This is a genomic window from Parendozoicomonas sp. 209JJ7-1, assembly GCF_058147085.1.
Genome location: NZ_JBYVJU010000008.1, coordinates 34,307 through 54,128, shown reverse-complemented (window position 1 = coordinate 54,128; position 19,822 = coordinate 34,307). Strand labels below are relative to the sequence as shown.

The 19,822-nt window shown below is 49.9% G+C and carries 19 protein-coding genes; 8 read left to right on the top strand and 11 right to left on the bottom strand.

The annotated features are described in order from the left end of the window. Window positions 1–212 precede the first annotated feature (212 nt). Window positions 213–1,148, top strand: a complete 936-nt coding sequence (locus ACY2RQ_RS09650) for an acyl-CoA dehydrogenase family protein (RefSeq protein ID WP_490112758.1) — start codon at window positions 213–215, stop codon at window positions 1,146–1,148. A 141-nt stretch (window positions 1,149–1,289) separates the two neighbouring features. Here ACY2RQ_RS09650 and ACY2RQ_RS09645 read toward each other — a convergent pair whose 3' ends face one another. Next, window positions 1,290–2,264, bottom strand: coding sequence for a hypothetical protein (locus tag ACY2RQ_RS09645; RefSeq protein WP_490112757.1), 975 nt, complete (start codon window positions 2,262–2,264; stop codon window positions 1,290–1,292). A gap of 320 nt (window positions 2,265–2,584) precedes the next feature. Continuing rightward, a complete protein-coding gene (locus tag ACY2RQ_RS09640) occupies window positions 2,585–3,424 on the bottom strand; it encodes a 23S rRNA (adenine(2030)-N(6))-methyltransferase RlmJ (protein ID WP_490112756.1) in 840 nt (279 codons plus the stop codon). A 139-nt stretch (window positions 3,425–3,563) separates the two neighbouring features. On the opposite strand from ACY2RQ_RS09640, the gene ACY2RQ_RS09635 reads away from it, so the two are divergent. Further along, window positions 3,564–4,658, top strand: a complete 1,095-nt coding sequence (locus tag ACY2RQ_RS09635; RefSeq protein ID WP_490112755.1) for a glutathione S-transferase family protein — start codon at window positions 3,564–3,566, stop codon at window positions 4,656–4,658. 38 nt (window positions 4,659–4,696) lie between these two features. On the opposite strand, the gene ACY2RQ_RS09630 is transcribed toward ACY2RQ_RS09635, so the two are convergent. After that, entirely contained in the window at window positions 4,697–5,266 is a 570-nt protein-coding gene (locus ACY2RQ_RS09630; RefSeq protein ID WP_490112754.1) for a chalcone isomerase family protein, read from the bottom strand. A gap of 196 nt (window positions 5,267–5,462) precedes the next feature. On the opposite strand from ACY2RQ_RS09630, the gene ACY2RQ_RS09625 reads away from it, so the two are divergent. Next, entirely contained in the window at window positions 5,463–5,996 is a 534-nt protein-coding gene (locus ACY2RQ_RS09625; RefSeq protein ID WP_490112753.1) for a hypothetical protein, read from the top strand. A gap of 137 nt (window positions 5,997–6,133) precedes the next feature. Here ACY2RQ_RS09625 and ACY2RQ_RS09620 read toward each other — a convergent pair whose 3' ends face one another. After that, entirely contained in the window at window positions 6,134–9,067 is a 2,934-nt protein-coding gene (locus ACY2RQ_RS09620) for a valine--tRNA ligase (protein WP_490112752.1), read from the bottom strand. A gap of 752 nt (window positions 9,068–9,819) precedes the next feature. Next, the gene (locus ACY2RQ_RS09615; protein WP_490112751.1) at window positions 9,820–10,521 is read right to left on the bottom strand and encodes a hypothetical protein; all 702 of its coding nucleotides are present in this window, start codon (window positions 10,519–10,521) and stop codon (window positions 9,820–9,822) included. A gap of 261 nt (window positions 10,522–10,782) precedes the next feature. On the opposite strand from ACY2RQ_RS09615, the gene ACY2RQ_RS09610 reads away from it, so the two are divergent. Both ACY2RQ_RS09610 and ACY2RQ_RS09605 read left to right on the top strand, forming a co-directional pair. Further along, a complete protein-coding gene (locus ACY2RQ_RS09610; protein WP_490112750.1) occupies window positions 10,783–10,977 on the top strand; it encodes a CPXCG motif-containing cysteine-rich protein in 195 nt (64 codons plus the stop codon). A 67-nt stretch (window positions 10,978–11,044) separates the two neighbouring features. Next, entirely contained in the window at window positions 11,045–12,049 is a 1,005-nt protein-coding gene (locus tag ACY2RQ_RS09605; protein WP_490112749.1) for a CobW family GTP-binding protein, read from the top strand. A gap of 124 nt (window positions 12,050–12,173) precedes the next feature. Here the strand turns inward: ACY2RQ_RS09605 and ACY2RQ_RS09600 are convergent, their stop codons facing one another. From ACY2RQ_RS09600 to ACY2RQ_RS09585, 4 genes are all read right to left on the bottom strand, one after another. Next, entirely contained in the window at window positions 12,174–12,926 is a 753-nt protein-coding gene (locus tag ACY2RQ_RS09600) for a hypothetical protein (RefSeq protein WP_490112748.1), read from the bottom strand. Between the two features lie 170 nt (window positions 12,927–13,096). Then, the gene (locus ACY2RQ_RS09595; RefSeq protein ID WP_490112747.1) at window positions 13,097–13,642 is read right to left on the bottom strand and encodes a hypothetical protein; all 546 of its coding nucleotides are present in this window, start codon (window positions 13,640–13,642) and stop codon (window positions 13,097–13,099) included. A gap of 241 nt (window positions 13,643–13,883) precedes the next feature. After that, entirely contained in the window at window positions 13,884–14,300 is a 417-nt protein-coding gene (locus ACY2RQ_RS09590; protein WP_490112746.1) for a hypothetical protein, read from the bottom strand. Beyond that, window positions 14,297–14,740, bottom strand: a complete 444-nt coding sequence (locus ACY2RQ_RS09585) for a DNA polymerase III subunit chi (RefSeq protein WP_490112745.1) — start codon at window positions 14,738–14,740, stop codon at window positions 14,297–14,299. The genes ACY2RQ_RS09590 and ACY2RQ_RS09585 overlap by 4 nt, the downstream gene beginning before the upstream one ends. Before the next feature lie 173 nt (window positions 14,741–14,913). Here ACY2RQ_RS09585 and ACY2RQ_RS09580 point away from each other — a divergent pair, with 173 nt between their 5' ends. Beyond that, window positions 14,914–15,363 carry a hypothetical protein gene (locus ACY2RQ_RS09580; RefSeq protein WP_490112744.1) on the top strand — a complete coding sequence of 150 codons (450 nt, stop codon included), beginning with the start codon at window positions 14,914–14,916 and terminating at the stop codon, window positions 15,361–15,363. A 61-nt stretch (window positions 15,364–15,424) separates the two neighbouring features. Here ACY2RQ_RS09580 and ACY2RQ_RS09575 read toward each other — a convergent pair whose 3' ends face one another. Together ACY2RQ_RS09575 and ACY2RQ_RS09570 are read right to left on the bottom strand one after the other, a co-directional pair. Further along, window positions 15,425–15,661, bottom strand: coding sequence for a DUF2789 family protein (locus ACY2RQ_RS09575; RefSeq protein WP_490112743.1), 237 nt, complete (start codon window positions 15,659–15,661; stop codon window positions 15,425–15,427). Between the two features lie 196 nt (window positions 15,662–15,857). After that, on the bottom strand, window positions 15,858–17,411 hold the full coding sequence (locus ACY2RQ_RS09570) for a leucyl aminopeptidase (RefSeq protein ID WP_490112742.1): 1,554 nt from the start codon (window positions 17,409–17,411) through the stop codon (window positions 15,858–15,860). A 208-nt stretch (window positions 17,412–17,619) separates the two neighbouring features. Here ACY2RQ_RS09570 and lptF point away from each other — a divergent pair, with 208 nt between their 5' ends. After that, on the top strand, window positions 17,620–18,759 hold the full coding sequence (gene lptF / locus ACY2RQ_RS09565) for an LPS export ABC transporter permease LptF (RefSeq protein WP_490112741.1): 1,140 nt from the start codon (window positions 17,620–17,622) through the stop codon (window positions 18,757–18,759). Beyond that, a complete protein-coding gene (gene lptG, locus ACY2RQ_RS09560) occupies window positions 18,756–19,814 on the top strand; it encodes an LPS export ABC transporter permease LptG (RefSeq protein WP_490112740.1) in 1,059 nt (352 codons plus the stop codon). Before lptF ends, lptG begins: the two co-directional genes overlap by 4 nt. The last annotated feature ends 8 nt before the right edge of the window (window positions 19,815–19,822 follow it).

The following is a 19,822-nucleotide window of genomic DNA, read 5'->3' as shown; positions in this document are numbered from 1 at the left end:
GATTACCTGAACATGAATTTTTATGATCACAGGTTATGAAGGTGCCTTTACGGTGATGTGACGGAGGTATGACCAATATATGACGATGGTCCGTTTTTCGCTGATTTTTGTCTGTTTTTGTGCTGTGACTCTCTGCTACATTGGGGCCGGAGTACGGATCTTGCAAAACGGCTGGTGAGAATGGCTTGTGAGAATGGCTTGTGAGAATAGTTATGAAAAATTTAGCCACGATCCTGTTGAAAAAAACAGAGAACTGTTCAGATATTAACCAATGGAAGGAACGCTGGAGCAAAAGCTGGCTGCCGCAGGGATCAACCCTTGAACAGGCGTTTGCTGATGGTTGCAGGGCGGATCGTATGGCCTGGGCATTTACCGGTGGGTATCAGTGGAGCATTCGTTATCTGGTACCTGATTTGGCTGATAAGGAAGAGATTCTGGCTTTGGGGATTACGGAGGAAAATGGAAATCACCCCCGAAATATCGAAACGCGCCTGATTGAGAACGGCGGCGATTGGTGTCTGAATGGCACAAAAACTTATATCTCCTGTGGCTCCTGCGCTGATGAAGTCCTGGTAGTGGCCAAAACCGGTGAAGATGGGGAAGGACGTCCGGTGTTGAAGATAGTGCGCGTTCCGGTGGCCTCTTCCGGAGTGACCTTTGCGGCGTGTCCGAGTCTGTCCTTTGTTCCTGAGCTGTCCCATGACCGTATGTCTATGGAGAGAGTTACTGTTTTCGACTCTGCTATTTTACCAGGGGATGGTTATCTGGATTATATGCGTCCATTCCGGTTCGTGGAAGATATCCATGTTCAGGGTGCGGTGCTGGGCAGGATGGCCCATAAAGCCTTTGAACTTGGTGAGGCAGGGCTGGTGGAAAAAGCACTGGCACTGTTTTATTCCCTGGATGGCTGTCTTGCCGGGGGAGATCGTTTTCAGGGAGATCTTACTCTGGCAGGAGTAAAAGGCTATTTCGAAACGCTCCTTGATGAGCTTGTCGAGAAGATTCCCACTCCTTCTGAGCAGGCCCTCTGGAAGCGGGATCGGCCATTATTACAAGTAGCTGGTAAGGTTCGGGCTATGCGCCGACATAAAGCCCGTCAGCAGCTGGGCCTTGAGAAGTCTTTGGACAGGAAGACGAATGGTGAATGATTTCCCGCCCCCGGTGTCTGGGTACCTGGGGGATCATCACTCACGGGTGAGTATAATATTCGAGCGCAAATTCGCCTTTTCCAAGGTAAAAAAATGGCGGGGCCAGCCAACAGGTTCAGCCCCGTTTGCTTATGTAAGTGCTTATGTAAAGCTGCTTCTTGTTTTTCTCTTTGTTGGAACGGGCGGAGGCAAAGCCTGAAACTCTTTCTTGGAACCCACAGAAGAGGGTGGAAACGCAATGTTGAGCTGAAGCAGAGTGAAGGTTGCAGCTTCTATTTTTGTCATATCCAATGATTTAAAGAAGGCAGCGATATCCGCTATATTCTCGGGAACTTCTTCTGGTGCCTGAAATGGACTGTCGGACAGAACGACTGTTGAAATACCTGCGTCATGGCGAACGTGAACGAGGGCAACCTTATCGTTGGAATCAGACAGCGTTATCAGGATGACTGCTTTTTTATTACCAATACATCCACCCTGCTGTGTACAGCCGGACTGTGCACAGCAGGGGCATTCTGCACAATATTGCATTATGCTTTCGTTCTTTTCAGGGCACTGTTCACAGCTGCAATTATTGCAGGCCAGAGTGCTGGCCAGTAATGTAACCCTGTTTGCCCGTCCTTCCATGCCAACAATCTGAACAATCGGTTGTATATGGGTTTGCTTCCCTCTGGTACTGATGGCAGGAATATTCAAAAATACAATTGGTTTTAGTTTCATCCGCTGGAAAATGGCATTTCGGCGAGGTTGGGACGCAAGAAACTGCTCCAATAGCAGAACATTAGGAATTTTATTGCCGGAAAAGTTTACTTCAGCAAGATTTGGTTCCAGGCTTGCACCTATCTTGAGGAGGGTGGGAGTGGCAGAGGCAGTGGCAGAGATAGCAAGATCACTTTTGATTTTTTGCTCAATAATGTTTCCGTCTATGAGTTTAGTCTCTACTGAACCCCCACTTGTTTTTTTTGACTCGAAATGATCCCCGTCCGTCTCCCATATCTGGAAGTATTTTTCCTCTGCCTGTAAAACCGGCGATTGAGTTATACACAGGCAGAGCAATGCCAATAGAAAACTATGAAGATATAAAGTCGTTTTTGCATATACATATAGATGTTTCATTTCACATCTCCTGAAAGAAAGTATCAGTGATAATGAGTTTTATCCGGAAGAGAAGTTCTCGCGAAGTTATGTTGAGGATAAGTCTCCATTAATGTATTTACCCACTCTAGCTCCATATTTTAGAATTTTATTCTTCTTTCAGACTCTGATTCGTGCTGCATGAAGAGACTGCAGGCTCTGGAGGGTAGCGAAGCGGCAGAATAACCGGTCTGGTTACTCTGCCTGGTTTTGTCGTAAGAACTGGTCTTAAATAAAGCACTCTCAGCAAGGCAATTGTAAAAAACTGGAGATCACCTTATGACTCAAAATGCCTGTAAAATTTAATCCAGCCCTTTGGTTTTCAGGGTAAACCCGGCATCCGGGTTTTGTCTCAGCTTTTCAACCACCGCAGGCAGGCTGTTTTTTAGCTGTTGTACCAGCAGCCAGGGTGGGTTGATCACAAACATACCACTGCCGTACATGCCGCCGGTCTGTTTGCCGCGAACCTGCAGGGTCACATGAAGCCAGCGTTCAGCGCCACAGCTCACCAGCCGGCGGGGGAACATCCGGGAATGTTCGCTGTCCAGCTGGGGATACCAGACTGCATAGACTCCGCTGGCAAAACGCTGCATGGCTTCTTTCAGTGCCTTGATAACCGTGTTGTAGTCGTCTTTTACTTCGTAGGGTGGATCAATCAGCACCAGTGCCCGGCGCTCTACAGGAGGCAGCAGGGCTTTCAGGCCGGCAAAGCCATTTCCCCGGGTGACTTTTACCCGGCGATCTTCAGCAAAGTTTCTGGTCAGTTCCCGGCTGTCGGCCGGATGAAGTTCAAAGAGTTGAAGGCGGTCCCTGGGACGCAGCAGTTCTGCGGCAATGGTCGGGGAACCGGGATAGAGCTTCAGCTTATCACCGGAATTAAATGCTCTGACAGGGGATAAATACTCTTCCAGCTCTGCGGGAAGATTCTTTTCGTCCCAGAGCAGACCGATGCCTTCTTGCCACTCCGCTGTTTTTTCCGCAAAAGCATCGCTAAGGGAGTAACCTCCGGTGGCGGAATGGGTGTCGATATAGCACAGGGGGTTATCCTTGCGGGTCAGGTACTCAATTATCAGAGACTGCACCAGGTGCTTGAGAACATCAGCATGGTTGCCGGCATGGAATCCGTGACGGTAGCTGAGCATAGATAAGGGTCTGTTACGATGAAAATGGGCAGGAAATATACCCTAAGTTGGGGAAAGTGGGTATGAATGAGTGCTTTTGCCATTGTTGAGGCGTAAAGAGTTTGCCACCTTAAGGGCACAGCTCTGAAAGGAAAACAGTATGTCTGATGCCTATGTGCTCTATGGATGGAAAGTCTCACCCTACACCCAGAAGGTAGCGACATACCTGGCCTATAAAGGGATACCGTTTCAGGAGAAGGCTCCTAATTTTCTGACTATGGTGACCACTATTAAAAACAGGGTTGGTCGTATGGTGATGCCGGTGGTGCAAACACCGGATGCCCAGTGGTGGCAGGATTCCAGCGAGATTATTGACCACTTTGAAACCCTGTATCCGGACAATCCGGTTTATCCCCATACTTCCCGGCAGTTTATTGTGGCGAATCTTCTGGAGCTCCATGGTGATGAGTGGCTGACCCTGGCGGCGCTGCATTACCGATGGAATGTTCCGGAAAATGCCAGTTTTGCCATTGAGGAGTTCGGGCGCAATGGTTGGCCACTGGGACCGAAATTTATCCAGCGAAAAATCGGACACAAAGTGGCAGATAATATGCGCCGTTATCTTCCTCTTTTCGGCATTCAGGGAAAGGTAAAAGAGGGTATTGAACGTTATACACTACGATTGCTGAGTATTCTCAATCAGCATTTTGAAAAGCATTTGTTTCTGCTTGGCAGCAAGCCCTGTATTGGTGATTTCTCCATCTACGGGCCGTTATGGGCACACCTTTATCGTGATCCTGGTACAAAAACACTGTTTGATGACTTCCCGGCAATTGTCGCCTGGTTTGAGCGGCTTCAGTCGCCTCTGCCGGATAAGGGCGAATATCTGGCAGATGACAGGGTTCCCGAAACCCTTGAACCCCTGTTAAAAGCCATTTTTGCTGAACAGTTTGAATTCTGCCGCTCTGTTATTAGGGGCGTGAACAGATATATAGAACAGCATCCCGGTACTAAACACGTATCCCGTGCTGTTGGCAAAAGTCAGTTTGTTATTGGTGAAGAGCAGGGTTCCAGACTGGAAACCAGTTACCTGCAGTGGATGGTTCAACGATCATTAAATGCCTGGGAGCAGGTTGCTGACCATGAGAAAGAGCATATCGAGGAGTGGCTGCGCAGTCTGGAAGGGGAGAACTTCCTTAATACTAAGGTCAGCCACCCGATAAAACGAGAGAATTACCGGGAAGTGCTGGCCTGAAAACTGCTGATCGAAAGGAAAGTCAGATAGTAAAGTCATTAGCCTCCCAGGAGGGCTTCTTTCAGGTCGGGGTCAACCGGGTCATCCCCAAGCCAGATGGCAAACAGGGCTTTGCGGAAGTCTTCACCTTCCACCTTTGTAGCTTCCTTTCCGTTTTTATAAACGGTGACGCCTGCACTGATTGTGCCGAGCAGTGTGAATTGATCGCCATCCTTGATTTTCTCTTTGGAGAAAATAGCCATTAGTTTGTCGATACGTTTCTGCAGAGGCGCGACATGGCCATGGGTTGCCTTTTCAAAGCCGTCCTCAACAGTGGTGATCATTTTCTCGGAAGTCACCAGGGAGGAAGTGATATTCAGGCGTATGGCGACATGATCTTCACCTGAAAGAACAGTCTCAGCGTTATTGGTTTTATTTTCCACATACAGGGAGGCAACGTAGACTTTGAAAAAAAACTTGGTACGTATACCAGCACCGTTCAATTGCAGGGTTTTGCCTTCCAGAGTAATTGTCGGGGCAAGCTTGACGCCATTCAGCTCTGTGGGCGGAGTGGCATGAAGAGCAAAGCTGAAAAACAGTGCTGAAGCCAATATCAGGGCTGATTTCATAAAAAACTCCGATACAACGTAATATTGTAAAAACGTAATGTCATAAAAGACAGGGGACGTAATTGTAAATACAGCTTAAATAGCATAACTGAAAGCAGGAGAGTAGCAGAAGGCTGGGAAGGTTAAGTTAGCTTGTGATTGGGAAAAAAGTGACTATTTTCATCATTCCTACGGCTTATTTGTGAATGAGTTGGTTATGAAACTGTCTCTGCCCCGTACCAGCTTTTTGGTATTAGTCGCCGCTTCTTCCGGGCTGGCCTGTGCCGCTTATGACGATAAGTATAAAGCGGTGATCAGTCTGCAGAATCAAACGGGCATGATGCTGACCGTCTCCGGGTGCAGCGTGCCCCACGATGGCAGTAAAAATAATAACTGTTATCTAACCAATCATCCGGTTCAGATTCCGGCAGCGCAGATGGCTCCTCGTCAGGTAGGGGAAGTGCATAGCAGGGAACATTCTCCCCATGGCTTTTATGCGGTGTCAGTGGCAGGAGAGTCCGGCCAGTATCAGTTGAATTATTATTTCAGCAAAGATAATTCAAAAGCAGGTCTTTCCCTGACGCCAGTACCGGGCAGTAGTGCTACAGGGAGTTTGAGAATAGATTATCATAATTGCTATACCAATCCTGCTGCTACCGGTGCGATGAAGTGCTGCACTCCTGTCAGGAAAAAGCACCACGCTCTTTATCACGAGTATTTTTATAGTTGTACACTGCCGGTTGTTTTCTGATTCAGAGAGAAAAGAATAAGACAACCAGCCCTGATACCCCTTACCCCTTGCAGGGTGACTGCGATTCAGGTTGCTTATTCCAGGAAAAAATAACGGCTCCATCAGGAGCCGTTATTTGAAGTGCAGTTAAGGCGCTTTTACAGCATTTTAATTGCTGTCAGTTGCTCTTCCATCTTGTTAAGAGCGATACGGACCTCTTCCAGCTTGGCCTTTTCCTTCTCAATAACCGCCGCCGGTGCCTTGCCGACAAATTTCTCGTTGGAGAGCTTGCTTTCAAAGCGGGTCACTTCTTTGCTCAGCTTTTCCACTTCGCGGTTCAGGCGGGCGATCTCCTTATCCTTGTCGATCAGGCCGGTCATAGGCACCAGAACTTCCATCTCGCCAACCAGCTGGGTGGCGGACATGGGCGCTTCTTCACCGTCTTTCAGGGCCTTGAGGTCGGACAGTTTGGCCAGGGAAGTCAGGAAGCCGCTGTTGTCTTCCAGACGACGCAGGTCTTCTGCAGAGGTATTACGCAGAATTACGTCCAGAGGCTTGCTGGGGCCGATATTCATTTCGGCACGGATATTCCGGATGCCGGTGATAAAGCCTTTCAACCATTCGATATCTTCCTCAGCCTGGGCGTCGATCTTGCTCTCATCGGCTACCGGGTAGGCGGCGGTCATAATGGTGTCGCCCTGTGGTTCTTTAGACGAGAAGGCCAGAGGCTTGAGTTGCTGCCAGATTTCCTCGGTGATATAAGGCATAAACGGGTGGGCAATTCGCATAATGGCTTCCAGTACACGGACGAGCGTACGACGGGTGCCGCGCTTGCGGGCCTCCGGTGCTGTTTCATCCCAAAGCACCGGCTTGGACAATTCCAGATACCAGGCGCAGTACTCGTTCCAGATAAAGTCGTACAGGTTCTGGGAAGCATGGTCGAGACGGAAGTCATCGATATTTTTGGTAACCTGAGCCTCAACCCGCTGCAGCCTGGAGATAATCCACTTATCCGCCAGGGTCAGTTCAATCTCTTCCGCCGCTCCCGACATCCTGTCTCCCGCGGCATGAGTACCTCCCTGTACGTCACCATTCTGCCCACAATCCTGGCCTTCAGTGTTCATCAGAACATAGTTAGCAGCATTCCAGATCTTGTTACAGAAGTTCCGGTAACCTTCCAGGCGCTTCATATCCCAGTTGATATCACGGCCGGTAGAAGCCAGTGAGTAGAGGGTGTAGCGCAGGGCGTCGGTGCCGTGGGGAGCAATGCCCTCGGCAAAGGTTTTGCGGGTACGCTTTTCGATCTTCTGGGCCAGCTTGGGCTGCATCATATTGCCGCAGCGCTTCTGCACCAGGGATTCCAGGTCGATACCGTCAATCATATCCAGGGGATCAAGGACGTTGCCCTTGGACTTGGACATCTTGTCGCCGTTCTCGTCCCGAATCAGACCAGTGACGTACACATGTTTGAACGGCACTTGGGGCTTGCCCGGATTTTTAGGATCAGTGTCGTCTTTCATAAAGTGCATGGTCATCATAATCATTCGGGCAACCCAGAAGAAAATGATGTCAAAGCCGGTCACCAGTACATCAGAGGGGTGGAAGGTCTGCAGGCGGTCGGTATTTTCCGGCCAGCCCTGAGTACCAAAGGTCCACAGGCCGGAGGAGAACCAGGTGTCCAGAACATCATCGTCCTGACGCAGTTCCACGTCAGCGGCCAGGCCGTTCTTTTCACGGACTTCTGCTTCGCTGCGGGCCACGTAGACATTGCCGTTGTTGTCGTACCAGGCGGGAATGCGGTGGCCCCACCACAGCTGGCGGGAAATACACCAGTCCTGAATATCACGCATCCAGGAGAAGTACATGTTCTCGTACTGCCTGGGAACAAACTGGATATCGCCGTTCTCAACAGCTTTGATGGCAGGCTCAGCCAGGGGCGCGGTTTTCACAAACCACTGGTCGGTCAGCAGGGGTTCGATAACCACGCCGGAACGGTCACCGTAGGGCACCATCAGGGAGTGGTCGTCGATCTTTTCCAGCAGGCCGGCTTCTTCAAAGGCAGCAACAATGGCCTTACGGGCGGCGAAACGTTCCAGACCCCGGAACTGTTCCGGAATGGCGGTATCGACATCGCTGTTTAAGGAGCCGTCAATATTGAAGGCTTCGGCCTGTTCTCGGATGTCGCCGTTCAGGGTCATGATATTGACCATGGGCAGACTGCAGCGCTTGCCGACTTCATTATCGTTAAAGTCGTGGGCCGGGGTAATCTTCACACAGCCGGTACCCTTTTCCATATCGGCGTGCTCGTCGCCAACAATGGGAATACGGCGGCCCACCAGGGGCAGAACGATGTCCTTGCCGATCAGGTCTTTGTAACGTGGATCTTCCGGGTTTACGGCCACGCCAGTATCACCGAGCATGGTTTCCGGACGGGTGGTGGCGACAACGATGTAATCTTTACCTTCGCCGGTCTTGGCCCCATCCGCCAGGGGGTATCGCAGATGCCACATATGGCCCTGCTTTTCCTTGTTCTCCACTTCCAGATCGGAGATAGCTGTGTGCAGCTTCGGGTCCCAGTTCACCAGACGCTTACCGCGGTAGATCAGGTCGTCTTCGTACAAGCGGATAAAGACTTCCTGTACGGCTTTGTAGAAGCCATCGTCCATGGTGAAGCGTTCGCTGTCCCAGTCAGCAGAGTCGCCCAGACGACGCATCTGGCGAGTGATGTTGCCGCCGGATTCGGCCTTCCACTCCCAGATTTTGTCGGTAAAGGCGTCCCGACCGTAGTCGTGGCGGGTCTTGCCTTCCTCGACCATCACCTTGCGCTCAACGACCATTTGTGTGGCGATACCGGCGTGGTCGGTACCCACCTGCCACAGGGTGTTGTTGCCTTTCATGCGCTTGTAGCGGATCAGGGCATCCATAATTGACTGCTGGAAAGCATGCCCCATATGTAGGCTGCCGGTGACGTTCGGCGGCGGAAGCATGATGCTGTAAGGGGTGCCTGAGCCAGACGGGGCGAAATAACCCTTCTCTTCCCAGGTTTTGTACCAGGTGCTCTCAATAGCACTCGGATTGTAAGTCTTTTCCATAATGCAGCTTCAATCTGATGGGGGCGGGAATATAAACCAGCAAGTATACCTGTGATAGGCATGAGTACGAATAGCTGATGGCTGCAGTAGGAAGGCTTTTAGGGGCTTTCACTTGAGAGCGTCAGCTCTGCTTCCAAGAATAAGAGCGCTCAGGCCTTGCAGAGCTACATAGATAGGTGATGGCGGGCAACAGAAAATGGTATTGAAGAAAGAGCGCTGCACCTGGACCTGTACCAGTCAGCAGTAACAGCTCATAGCGTGAGGTCTTTACCATTACTGCGGTTCGCAGACGGCTCCAGTTTTTTGCCCATTCCGGGGATTGAACAGCACCATGCAGTTTCCGCAGCAGCATCTATCCTGGCAGCAATAGCTGCAGTTATCGTTTGGAATTTCATCACCATCCTTTATGCAGCCTTCAGCGTTGCTTATAGTATCTGAGGAGTTGGGAATGACATGATAACCCATGCCGTCCTCCACAAAATCTGCTGCCACAGTACAGCAGAAGGCTACCATGCTGCATACCGTAAGCTCTCTGAAGAAGTGCATGCCCATACCTCAAAGTGAGATGAAGCTGAAGAAATCTGAACTTAGTATGCTGTCTCCTAATGTCAAGACAGTGGAGGGCTGTGGGAAGGAATGGAATACTGAGCAAGGGGTTATTACAAGGGGCTATTACAAGGGACTACTATGAAAGGGCTCCTGCAATGTCACCTTCTTTAGAAGGTGGCTTTACTTTGGTGAAATATCCAGGCTTAAAGGATATTGCATGTTGCCGACGATGATTGACTGATGACATGCACTTGACTTTCCTCTGCAGCCATCCCTTCCCAGTATTGCCTTTTATTGTGTTCAGAAACAATAACCCATGCCTCATAATCCTCTATGCTGTAGATGTCTTCTTCAAATGCACGTTCTTCTGTTGTTGGATTTATCAGTGTGAGTTCCGGGTCAACATGAATCTGTTTGCCCGAATTAATCAGTTCATCAATGATATCGTTTACATCGTGCTGGTCCGTCGAACCAAAGAGCATAACATCGTTTGAGGCATAGGCCTTAATCGCGTCAGCCAGATTATTATTCACCCAGTCGACAAATTCTGCGTGGTTTAAAAAGTCGACAATGAAGAAATCATCTTCCTCCCTGGTACCTACCAGCTTGCCATCAAACATGGCCCTGGCTTTCGCATTCGTTATTGCCCGCAGGGACTCAAGGGTGCTTCCTTCATCTCTGGACTGATACTGAACATCAATAAAATGCACACGGTAGTCATCACGATACTTGAGAGCAATCCGTTCCTGAGCCGTCAGCAGACGCCCTGCAAGGATACTGCGGGAGAGAAAGGAGTTGTTCACATCAACAAACAGAATGGTCACTTCTTTCCCCTGTGCCAGCAGCCTGTCGATATGGGTAATTGTTTCGGGAAACCCCGACAGCACGCTGCAGGAAAAAAACATCAGCAGTACAGAACAGAAAAGAAAAGGCTGAATTCTCATGAGATCATGTGTAAAGCGTAGAAAACGATATGGAACAGACCATATATCGTAGACTATGCTGGCGAACAGATTATATTCGTTCTGTTGAGCAGTACCCTCACAGTATCTGTTTTTCAACAGGTCCTGGTATAAAAAGCCTGAGTGGAAACTCTGCAGTAGAGAGCCTGCAGAAAGTGGGGAGTCTGCATAGGTTGGTATAGAGAGTCTGTATAGAGGGTGAATATGAATGAGCTCACGTCAGCGCTGATATCCTGTCCTTACTGTGGCGAGCGCATTGAACTGTTGCTGAACAGTGAGGATACAGGGGATTCTTACATTGAAGACTGCCAGGTCTGCTGTCAGCCGATTACTGTTGCTGTTTCAGAAAACGACGATGGTGAGTTGTTTGCCGATGTACACAGTGAAAACGAGATTTAATGTGCAGCAGGTGCTTCACTCGTGCCGAAGAAATATTACTGTATAACATTTTTCGGATGCTGTACCTATGAACAAGTCTATATCGGCAAATATCATTACCGGTTTCCTTGGTGCAGGCAAAACCACCGCAATACTCCACCTTCTGGCCAATAAGCCTGAGCAAGAGACCTGGGGCGTACTGGTCAATGAGTTTGGGGAAATTGGTATAGACGGGGCCATGCTGTCTGGCAAAGGCGCTGTGGTGCGTGAAGTGTCCGGTGGATGTATGTGCTGTGTGGCGGGTTTGCCCATGCAGATTGCTCTGAATATGCTGATTGCCCGCAGCAGGCCCGATCGTATTCTTATTGAACCCACCGGCCTTGGTCACCCGGAACAGATCCTGAACACCCTGACCGGAGAACATTACCGGGATATTCTGGATTTACGGGCCAGTATCTGTCTGCTGGACCCAGGAAACCTGACGGATCAGCGCTATCTGGAAAATGATAATTTCCGGGATCAGGTGGCTTTGTCTGATGTTTTGGTGGCAAATAAAACAGATATCTGCGGAGAAAAAGAGCGGGAGCTGTTTGAAGAGTACTGTGCCGTTCAGGATAAGCGTAAAACCTTTGGCTGGGTCAGCCAGGGGAAACTTGATCCGGCCTGGCTTGATCTGCCCCGGCAGCAGCATTATCAGGCGGTGAATGCTGATGCTCACCATCACCATGCTAATAAAGCATCGGACGCTCCCCTGGTTTTGCCAGAGGGACAGGACTTTATTCGCAGGGAAAATAAAGGTCAGGGCCGTGTCAGTTGTGGCTGGCTGTTCCATGAATCCCTGGAATTTCACTTTGATAAATTGTTCCAGCTGTTTAACTGTGTTGATGCTGAACGTTTGAAAGCTGTCGTGCATACTGAACAGGGAGTACGGGCGTTTAATGCGCAAAATGGTGTTGTCAGTATCCTGGAGCTGGATGACTGTGAACACAGCCGGATTGAGGTTATTAACAGTGAACCTTTGGACTGGGACAGTCTAGAACATACACTCTGTCGTGCGATTAATGAGGAAGCAGTTCCCGCAACTGAAGTATAGGAGCATAAGTGCCCAGGCATAAGTAATCGAATATTGATGCCTTTTTAAGCAATAAAACCGGTCAGGTTACTGGTTGGTTTTAATAAATACATTTTTATATCCAGGTTTCAGTAAGGTGCCTGGTTCAAAGAAATCTACAGGTGGCCGCAGGGGGGCCAGGAAGAAAATCAATGTTGTCAGGATACTTGTCCTGGATACTTTTCCAGCGCTGTTTTGTTACGGCCTTTACGGCATCCCTGTTTGTTTTATCATTGCCGGGGAGATATCTGATATAGGGGTCGTTATCATCATGCAGGATCATCTCAGGGTCTACAAGAACCCTGCGGCCACTTTCAAGGACATTCTCTGCCGCCTCTGCAATCACCTCATTTTCAGACGTTCCTGTAGGAACGACCGTAGAAATGTCTTTGGCCTTTAATAGGTCGACCATATTGCCTGATACAAACCGTTTAACCTCATCGTAGCTTTGCAATACAACAAATTCATCAAACTCGTCTTCGGTCACTGGCTCCAGGTGTTCGCTGAAGGCAACGTATTTTTCGTAGTATTCATTTTTCAGTTCCCGGTAAAGACTGTTTACAGGCATGTCATTCCCCGCGTCAGTACCTGTTACGCCAATAAAAATAACGTCTTTAACGGCCCTGTAACGGAGAAGCAGCTGGGTATAGTCCTGTGTGATTTTTACAACCAGCTGTTCCGGGTATTGCTGGAGTTTCTGTTCACCAAAATCCGTGATGAGAATAGCAACACGTTTGCCTTCAGCCAGCATGTTGTCTATCTCATCAGCCAGGTAGGTGTAGTCCGAAGATGCAGGCAAAATCGTGAAAAGGCAGTACAGGAAGGTTGTAATAGAAAAGAATAAGCGGGCAGTTTTCATGACTGATCCCCGAGGGTTATATGCCGTAAAAGGCAGCTGGGGGGGCTACATTGGCAGGGCTGGTGCATCAACCCGGCTGCTGTATTCCCGGACTGTGTCATACTCTGTTCATCCGGTCTTTCAAGATAGTTTAAATCCCAGTTTTTAATGATGGTGTTTCATTAAAATCGTTATAGTTTTAACTGGTGTCGTTTTCGGACAGCTGAACCGATGTTTTGTGCCCTTCTTTCAAGATGGGCGGCTGTAAAACCTAAAAGACCCTGTAAAAGAGAGTTAGCTGTTGTAAGGATAAGTACATTGCGTTGAAACAGTGCGACACCTGCGATACCGGGTGTTGTCATCATCATAAGAAATGGGCCGGAGACAAGGCCAAGGGCGGTAAGCGCTATGGACCAGCGATATTTGTGGAAGAAGCCCGGACGTATAATTGTTGATGGCAGAGTAGCCTGAAGTTTATCGGCAGCTTTACCAGCCTGATGGCCAATTCGCCCCCCAACAAAGAGTGAAAGAAGAAGAGAACCACCGGTGACGATCAGGGCTCTTGAATTATTAAAGCTAAGGACTGTTGATCCGGTTCTGCAGCTGAGAGCGAAAAAGGATGTCAGGATTCCTGATATGGATGCTCCGGTTAATGTCAAAATGGTCCGATTGGTAATGGGAGTCCGGTATTTTTCTGCAAAGCCATAATTCTGGCAGCAGATCAGGGGGTATGACATATAGGTCCTGGTCCGTACAGGCTTACAGAACAGGTGATAGAGGTTGTTAGCCGCAGACTTTCCTGCAGCCGTAAGCTGATTCAGACCCTGGGATAACAGACCTGCCCGACCTGCAGTGGATATGCTACTCCTGATTGGATATCCGTATAATGCCTTCATGTCTATGGCGTCCTGTTTCAATATCATATGTTGGAGTTACAGGCGCGGAAAAGGTTCACTGGCAGGCTTTTACAGGTTGCAGCTACAGATCGTAACTGAGTTCTTCTAACAGACGCTTTCTCAGTTTTTCTTCCAGTTTTGGGAGGTACTGGGCCACCAGCTCATCAATTAATTGATTGAGAGTTTCTTCGTTTAGTGAGGATATAAAGGGGCCGGCTTTTTGCGTCCTGTGTTGATCATCAAATTGAATCATATCATCGAGAACGGGAATTTCTTCCTCGTCGCTCTGGTTGAGAACTGGTATCTTCCCCACCTGAATCAGGTTGTTATCCAGTTCCAGTTCCAGTTCCTCAGCCGCCAGCTCGTCAGATAGCCTTTCATCAGAAAACAGGCCCGTTCCAGGGGTAGCACTTTGGTACCTTTCGTTCTGCCTGAGCAGCTGGCGAAGGTTTTCCAACTCATCAAGTAACTGATCTGCCTGATTGCTCTGTGATGTCATGCGGGTCTTCCGACTTTCTGATGTTGTGGGTCGAGTCCCCGTTCACGATATTGGCGAAACCGGCTGCGCGCCAGAGCAAGAATGCTCTCTTCCTGCACAACCACTTCGGCTATGCGGGAGAACGAATCAAGGTGTTCGGGAATCTCATCCCCGAGATTAATCAGCAGCCCAGTACACTCGGACAGAAGGGCAGCGGAACAGCCGACGGTAACAGGTTCTTCCCCGGTGTTTTTCTCTGTCAGCAGGGCATGGGGCAGAAAACTCTCATCCCGGAATGACCACAGCAGGGCATCCAGAGCTTTGGCATCTTCTTTGTTGGCGGTATGAATATGGGTTTTTACTCCGTTGCGCCAGGCTTTGTCCGCCAGACGACAGGCAAATCCGGCCCTTGCCTCAATTGCGTCTTCCTGAAGAATATAAAAACTTACCTGTTGGGTCATGACATTTCCGTCGCAGGAGCTATGAAACCGCATTATATAGTGTTTCCCAGGTGAGGCGTACGGGACTGTGGTTTATGGCTGACAACGGTAATCAGTACTACTAACAATTCAGGAACAATAAAGCTCCGTATCGGTCGTTATTCCTGACGTTATACAATATTCGGAAGTGAGATATGGCATTTTCTACAACGGGTACGGGAGCGATTCCAGATGGCGGTCATCAGGCACCGTTATCGTGTGTTGCTGGTATGTACGACCGTTACTCTCAGGGTTGCTTTGGGCGAACGGTTACCTTGGGATGTGAGTGTGGTTCTCAGATGGTTCGGCTGGCTAGACCTGACTTTTTTGAAGGACCAGGTTTGAGAACCAGGCTTTGCAAAGCCCTGACCTGCCCAGGTATCGGTCTACTTGTCAGTTTTGTCGCAGGAGCGGTGGCGTTTGCCGCTTATTTTGCTGGAATGGGAGAATTATCCGATGGAAGTGGTGTTTCTCCGGATGCCAGAAGGCAGAGTCTGGAAGTCGCCGGTGCCCTGTGGGGAGGGATAACATTTTTCGGTGGTTTTGCCTGGACAAGCCTTTGTTGTCTCTATTTCGCCAGAAAGATACAGAACCTCGAAGAATAGAGGGCGCATGTTGCATGATAAGCCCGGGTGGTGACTCAGGGAGTAGATACCCAGGGTATCGCTATTCAGGCCTTAAGCGGGTATTCAGGTCGTCAATGGTTAAACACCATTCCGAATCATCATTCCAGCTCTCTTTGATAAAACCCGCTTGGCTCGGCGTCCAGAAGTCAGCATGTTCAAGATGCTGGCACTTGTCTTTTAACTGGTGCTGTGTAACAAACTGCCGAATATCTCTGTCATCGCTGGGCAAACCCAGCTGCTGAAACAGCTCATTAATCGTGTGAGTGTGATGATTCACTGCGCTATTTCCAAGGTAAAGAAACTGTATTGAGTATTGCCGGAATCTGGGATTTTTCCTCCTATTGATGATCCGTTCATCGTGAGTGTTACTTCTTCCCGGAAAGTACTGAACAAATGAACATGAGTTTTATTTCTGGAAAAGGAAGTCGCCGGCTATCAGATAGCCGGCGGATGTCGCAGGTCAAGCAAACTGTTTACAACTGGTTAAGAATATACTGCACCAGCAAAGGCACCGGTCGACCGGTGGCACCTTTATCTCCACCACTCTTCCAGGCTGTACCGGCAATATCAATATGGGCCCAGGGGAACTCCTTGGCAAAACGTGACAGGAAGCAGCCAGCGGTGATTGTACCCGCCGGGCGACCGCCTATATTGGCCATATCCGCGAAGTTGCTGTCCAGCTGTTTCTGGTAGCTGTCGTCTAAAGGCAGACGCCAGGCTTTATCTCCGGCGAGATTGCCAGCTGCGGCCAGTTCATCGGCCAGTTCATCATTATTACTCATCAAGCCACTGATGGTATGGCCCAGAGCCATAATACAGGCACCTGTAAGAGTTGCGATATCAACCACCGCTTTTGGCTTGAAACGTTCGGCATAGGTCAGGGCATCGCACAGAACCAGGCGACCTTCCGCGTCGGTGTTCAGGATTTCAATGGTCTGGCCAGACATGGAAGTGACAATATCCCCCGGCTTGCTGGCATGGCCTGCGGGCATATTTTCCGCAGCAGCAATCAGACCGATAACATTAATGGGCAGCTTCAGTTCGACAATAGCTTTCATGGCACCAAATACAGAAGCCGCACCACACATGTCGTATTTCATTTCATCCATGGCTGCGCCGGGTTTAAGGCTGATGCCACCGGTATCAAAGGTAATGCCTTTGCCCAGGAGTACGATGGGTTTGTCGCCTTTTTTGCCGCCGCTGTATTCCATCTCAATCAGCTGGCCTTCCTGTGCAGAGCCTTTAGAGACGGAGAGGAATGAGTGCATACCCATTTTTTCCATCTCTTTCTCGCTCTGAGCTTTCACGGTCAGGCTGGCGATACCCTTGGCCAGCAGTTTGGCCTGCTCTGTCAGATATTCTGGCGTGCAGATATTGCCGGGGCGGTTGCCCAGATCACGGGCCAGGGCCATACCTTCGGCGATGGCCAGACCTTCTGCAGTGGCCTGTTTATGGGCATCCAGGGCCTTGCGATCCGCCTGGAGCAGGGTGACTTTTTCCAGCCTGGTGGTTTTGTCATCCTGCTTTTTGCTTTTGAACTCATCAAAGTTGTAACCAGCACCGGCAATGGCGCAGGTCAGCTGGCGCAGCAGCCAGCCGGTGTCACGGTCTTCAACGGTCAGGTCGTCGAAAGCGACAATGGCATCCTTGATATGGGCTTTGCTCAGGGCATCGGCTATGGCTGAGAAGATTTTTCCGGCTGCCGCCGCGTTCAGCCTGTCTTTGCCTATGGCTGCCAGCAGTACCCGCTCGGCTTTGATGCCGGTTACCACAGGCACCATAAGCACCTGGCCGGGGGTCTGTTTCAGATCGCCACGTTCTGAAAGTGAACTTAAAAGACCATTAGTGGCTGAGTCAACGTCCGTGAGAACGGTTGCTCCTTTGGCCGCGTCAGTAAACAGAACAAGGCATTGAGTCTGCTGCTTGATGGCGCTGCCACTCTTGGCTGTGATTTCCATGTTATCTCCTGTACAGGGGGCAAAAACCGGTGCGTTATCCAGGGCTTTAATGGATAATGCCCGATTCACTATCGGCGGAATTTTCCGGCAGCCGTTTATGCAGGTTATGCACTGCGGGATAATGCCGGAGCCGACGATGCCTGGCTCAACTTCGGTAGTGTCAATGCCAGACGGTATACTTACCGAGTTTACGACAGGTTTGTATGGATTATCAGCCTTTCTGTCAGGGTTTTTCACAATCGGCAGAGGGATAAATAAGCAGACGGGATTTCCAGTTTTGATCGTTCTTCGTTATCTCGCCCGGGAACTGATCCAGGGCTGGCTGGCTATCAGTGGTATTTTGCTGCTGATTATTGTCAGTGGCCGGTTTATCAGGTACCTCCAGCAGGCCGCCACAGGTGAACTCAAGCCTGAGTTTCTGTTTGCAATTATGGGGTACAGTCTGCCGGGTTTTCTGGAGATTATTCTTCCCCTTGGCCTGTTCCTTTCCATTCTCCTGGCCTATGGCCGTATGTATGTGGATAGCGAAATGGTGGTGCTGGAAGCCTGCGGCATGAGTCGAAACCGGCTGCTGGCCTATACCACTGTGCCCGCAGCCGGGGTGATGCTGATTGTGGCGGCCATCAGTTTTGTTCTCAGCCCCTGGGGGGCGGGCCATGTAGAACGTATTTTTAACACTCAGGACGCTATGACGGAGTTTGATACGCTGACTCCGGGGCGGTTCCAGTCCATGGAAGGGAGCAGCCGGGTGACCTATACGGAAACCCTGACCGATGACCGTTCCAAAATGCAGAGAGTGTTTATCGCCGACAGGGGCAAGCATGATGCCAGTGACGTGCAGGGGCAGGTTTCTATTTTCCTGGCGGAAAGCGGGCGCATTTACCCGGACCCTGAGAGCGGTAAACGCTACCTGCTTTTGAATGACGGCTATCGTTACGACCTTGCCCCAGGCAAGCCGGAAGGGAAGCTGATGCAGTACGATGTGTATGGTGTACAGATGCAGGACAGTGAAGTGCGCACTGTGACCAAGGAAAATACTCTGCCAACCAGCGCGATTGTCGGCAGTGATAATCCCCGTCTTCAAGCCGAACTGCAGTGGCGTATTTCCCTGCCTTTGCTAGTGCCGGTGATTATTCTTATGGCCCTGCCTTTAGCCCGGGTTAATCCAAGGCAGGGGCGGTTTATGAAGCTGCTTCCTGGTATTCTTCTTTATCTTCTTTATATCTCCCTATTGATTGCCGGACGTGGCGCTATTGAAGATGGCAGACTGCCGGCGGGCATTGGATTGTGGGCTATCCACGGTGTATTTGGGGCAATTGCCCTGGGCATGTTCTTTGGTCCGCAGATGCTGATGAAAGCCCGCAGTGCAAAAGTCGGTCTGGCCAATCACCAAAGCAGTCAGGGTGTTCAGGGATGAAAAAGCTGGATCGCCATATTGGCATAAACGTATTCACCGCCATGATGGTGGTGATGATTGTGATTATCTTTCTGGACTCGCTGTTTGGTTTTATGGCCCAGCTGGATGCCATGCGGGCCAATTATCAGTTGCCTCAGGTATTGCAGTATATGCTGCTGACAACCCCCAGGCGGATTTATGACATTATACCGGTTACGGCTTTGATAGGCTGTCTGGCGGGGCTGGGCTCCCTGGCCAATCACAGTGAGCTGGTGGTGATGCGGGCTGCGGGTGTATCCCTGATGCGTATTGGCTGGGCTGTTATGAAGCCTGCCATTGTCCTGATGTTGATTGGCGGCGTGCTCACCGAGTACATTTCTCCGATAGCAGAGCAGATGGCCCAGACCGGGCGCAAGATTGCACGCTCTGCAGATGGCAGGTTCTCCAATGAAGGCCTCTGGCACCGGGAAGGCAATGACTATATGTATTTCAATGCGGTAGAACCTAATGGTGTGCTGTATGGCATTAATATTTACCGCTTTGATGAGAACCGTCGTTTAAAAGAAACAGTATATGCTGACCGGGCCATCAGCCAGGGAGATTTCTGGATGATGGAGAATGTGGAAACCAGTACATATCTCGGTAATCATGTTGAAACACAACAGGAGAGAGTGAAGCAGTGGGAGACTGACCTGACGACAACTCTACTGAAAGTTGTGGTGGTTAAGCCTGATGATCTCTCTATTTCTGGCCTGGCGACGTATATCGGTTATCTGCAGAGGCAGGAGCTGGAGTCCGGGGAATACAAACTGGCACTGTATAAGAAAGTTCTGCAACCGGCGGCTATCTTTGCCCTTGTGCTTATTGGTATGTCCTTTGTATTTGGCCCTCTGAGAACTGTTTCTATGGGACTCAGGCTGTTTACCGGTGTTATTACCGGTATTGTCTTTATGATTCTGCAGAATCTTATGGGTCCGGCCAGCCTGGTGTTTGGTTTCTCTCCACTGATGGCGGTCAGTCTGCCGATTATTGCCTGTTTGCTGATAGGCATATTCCTGCTGCGAAGGGCTGGATAGTGCAGTTT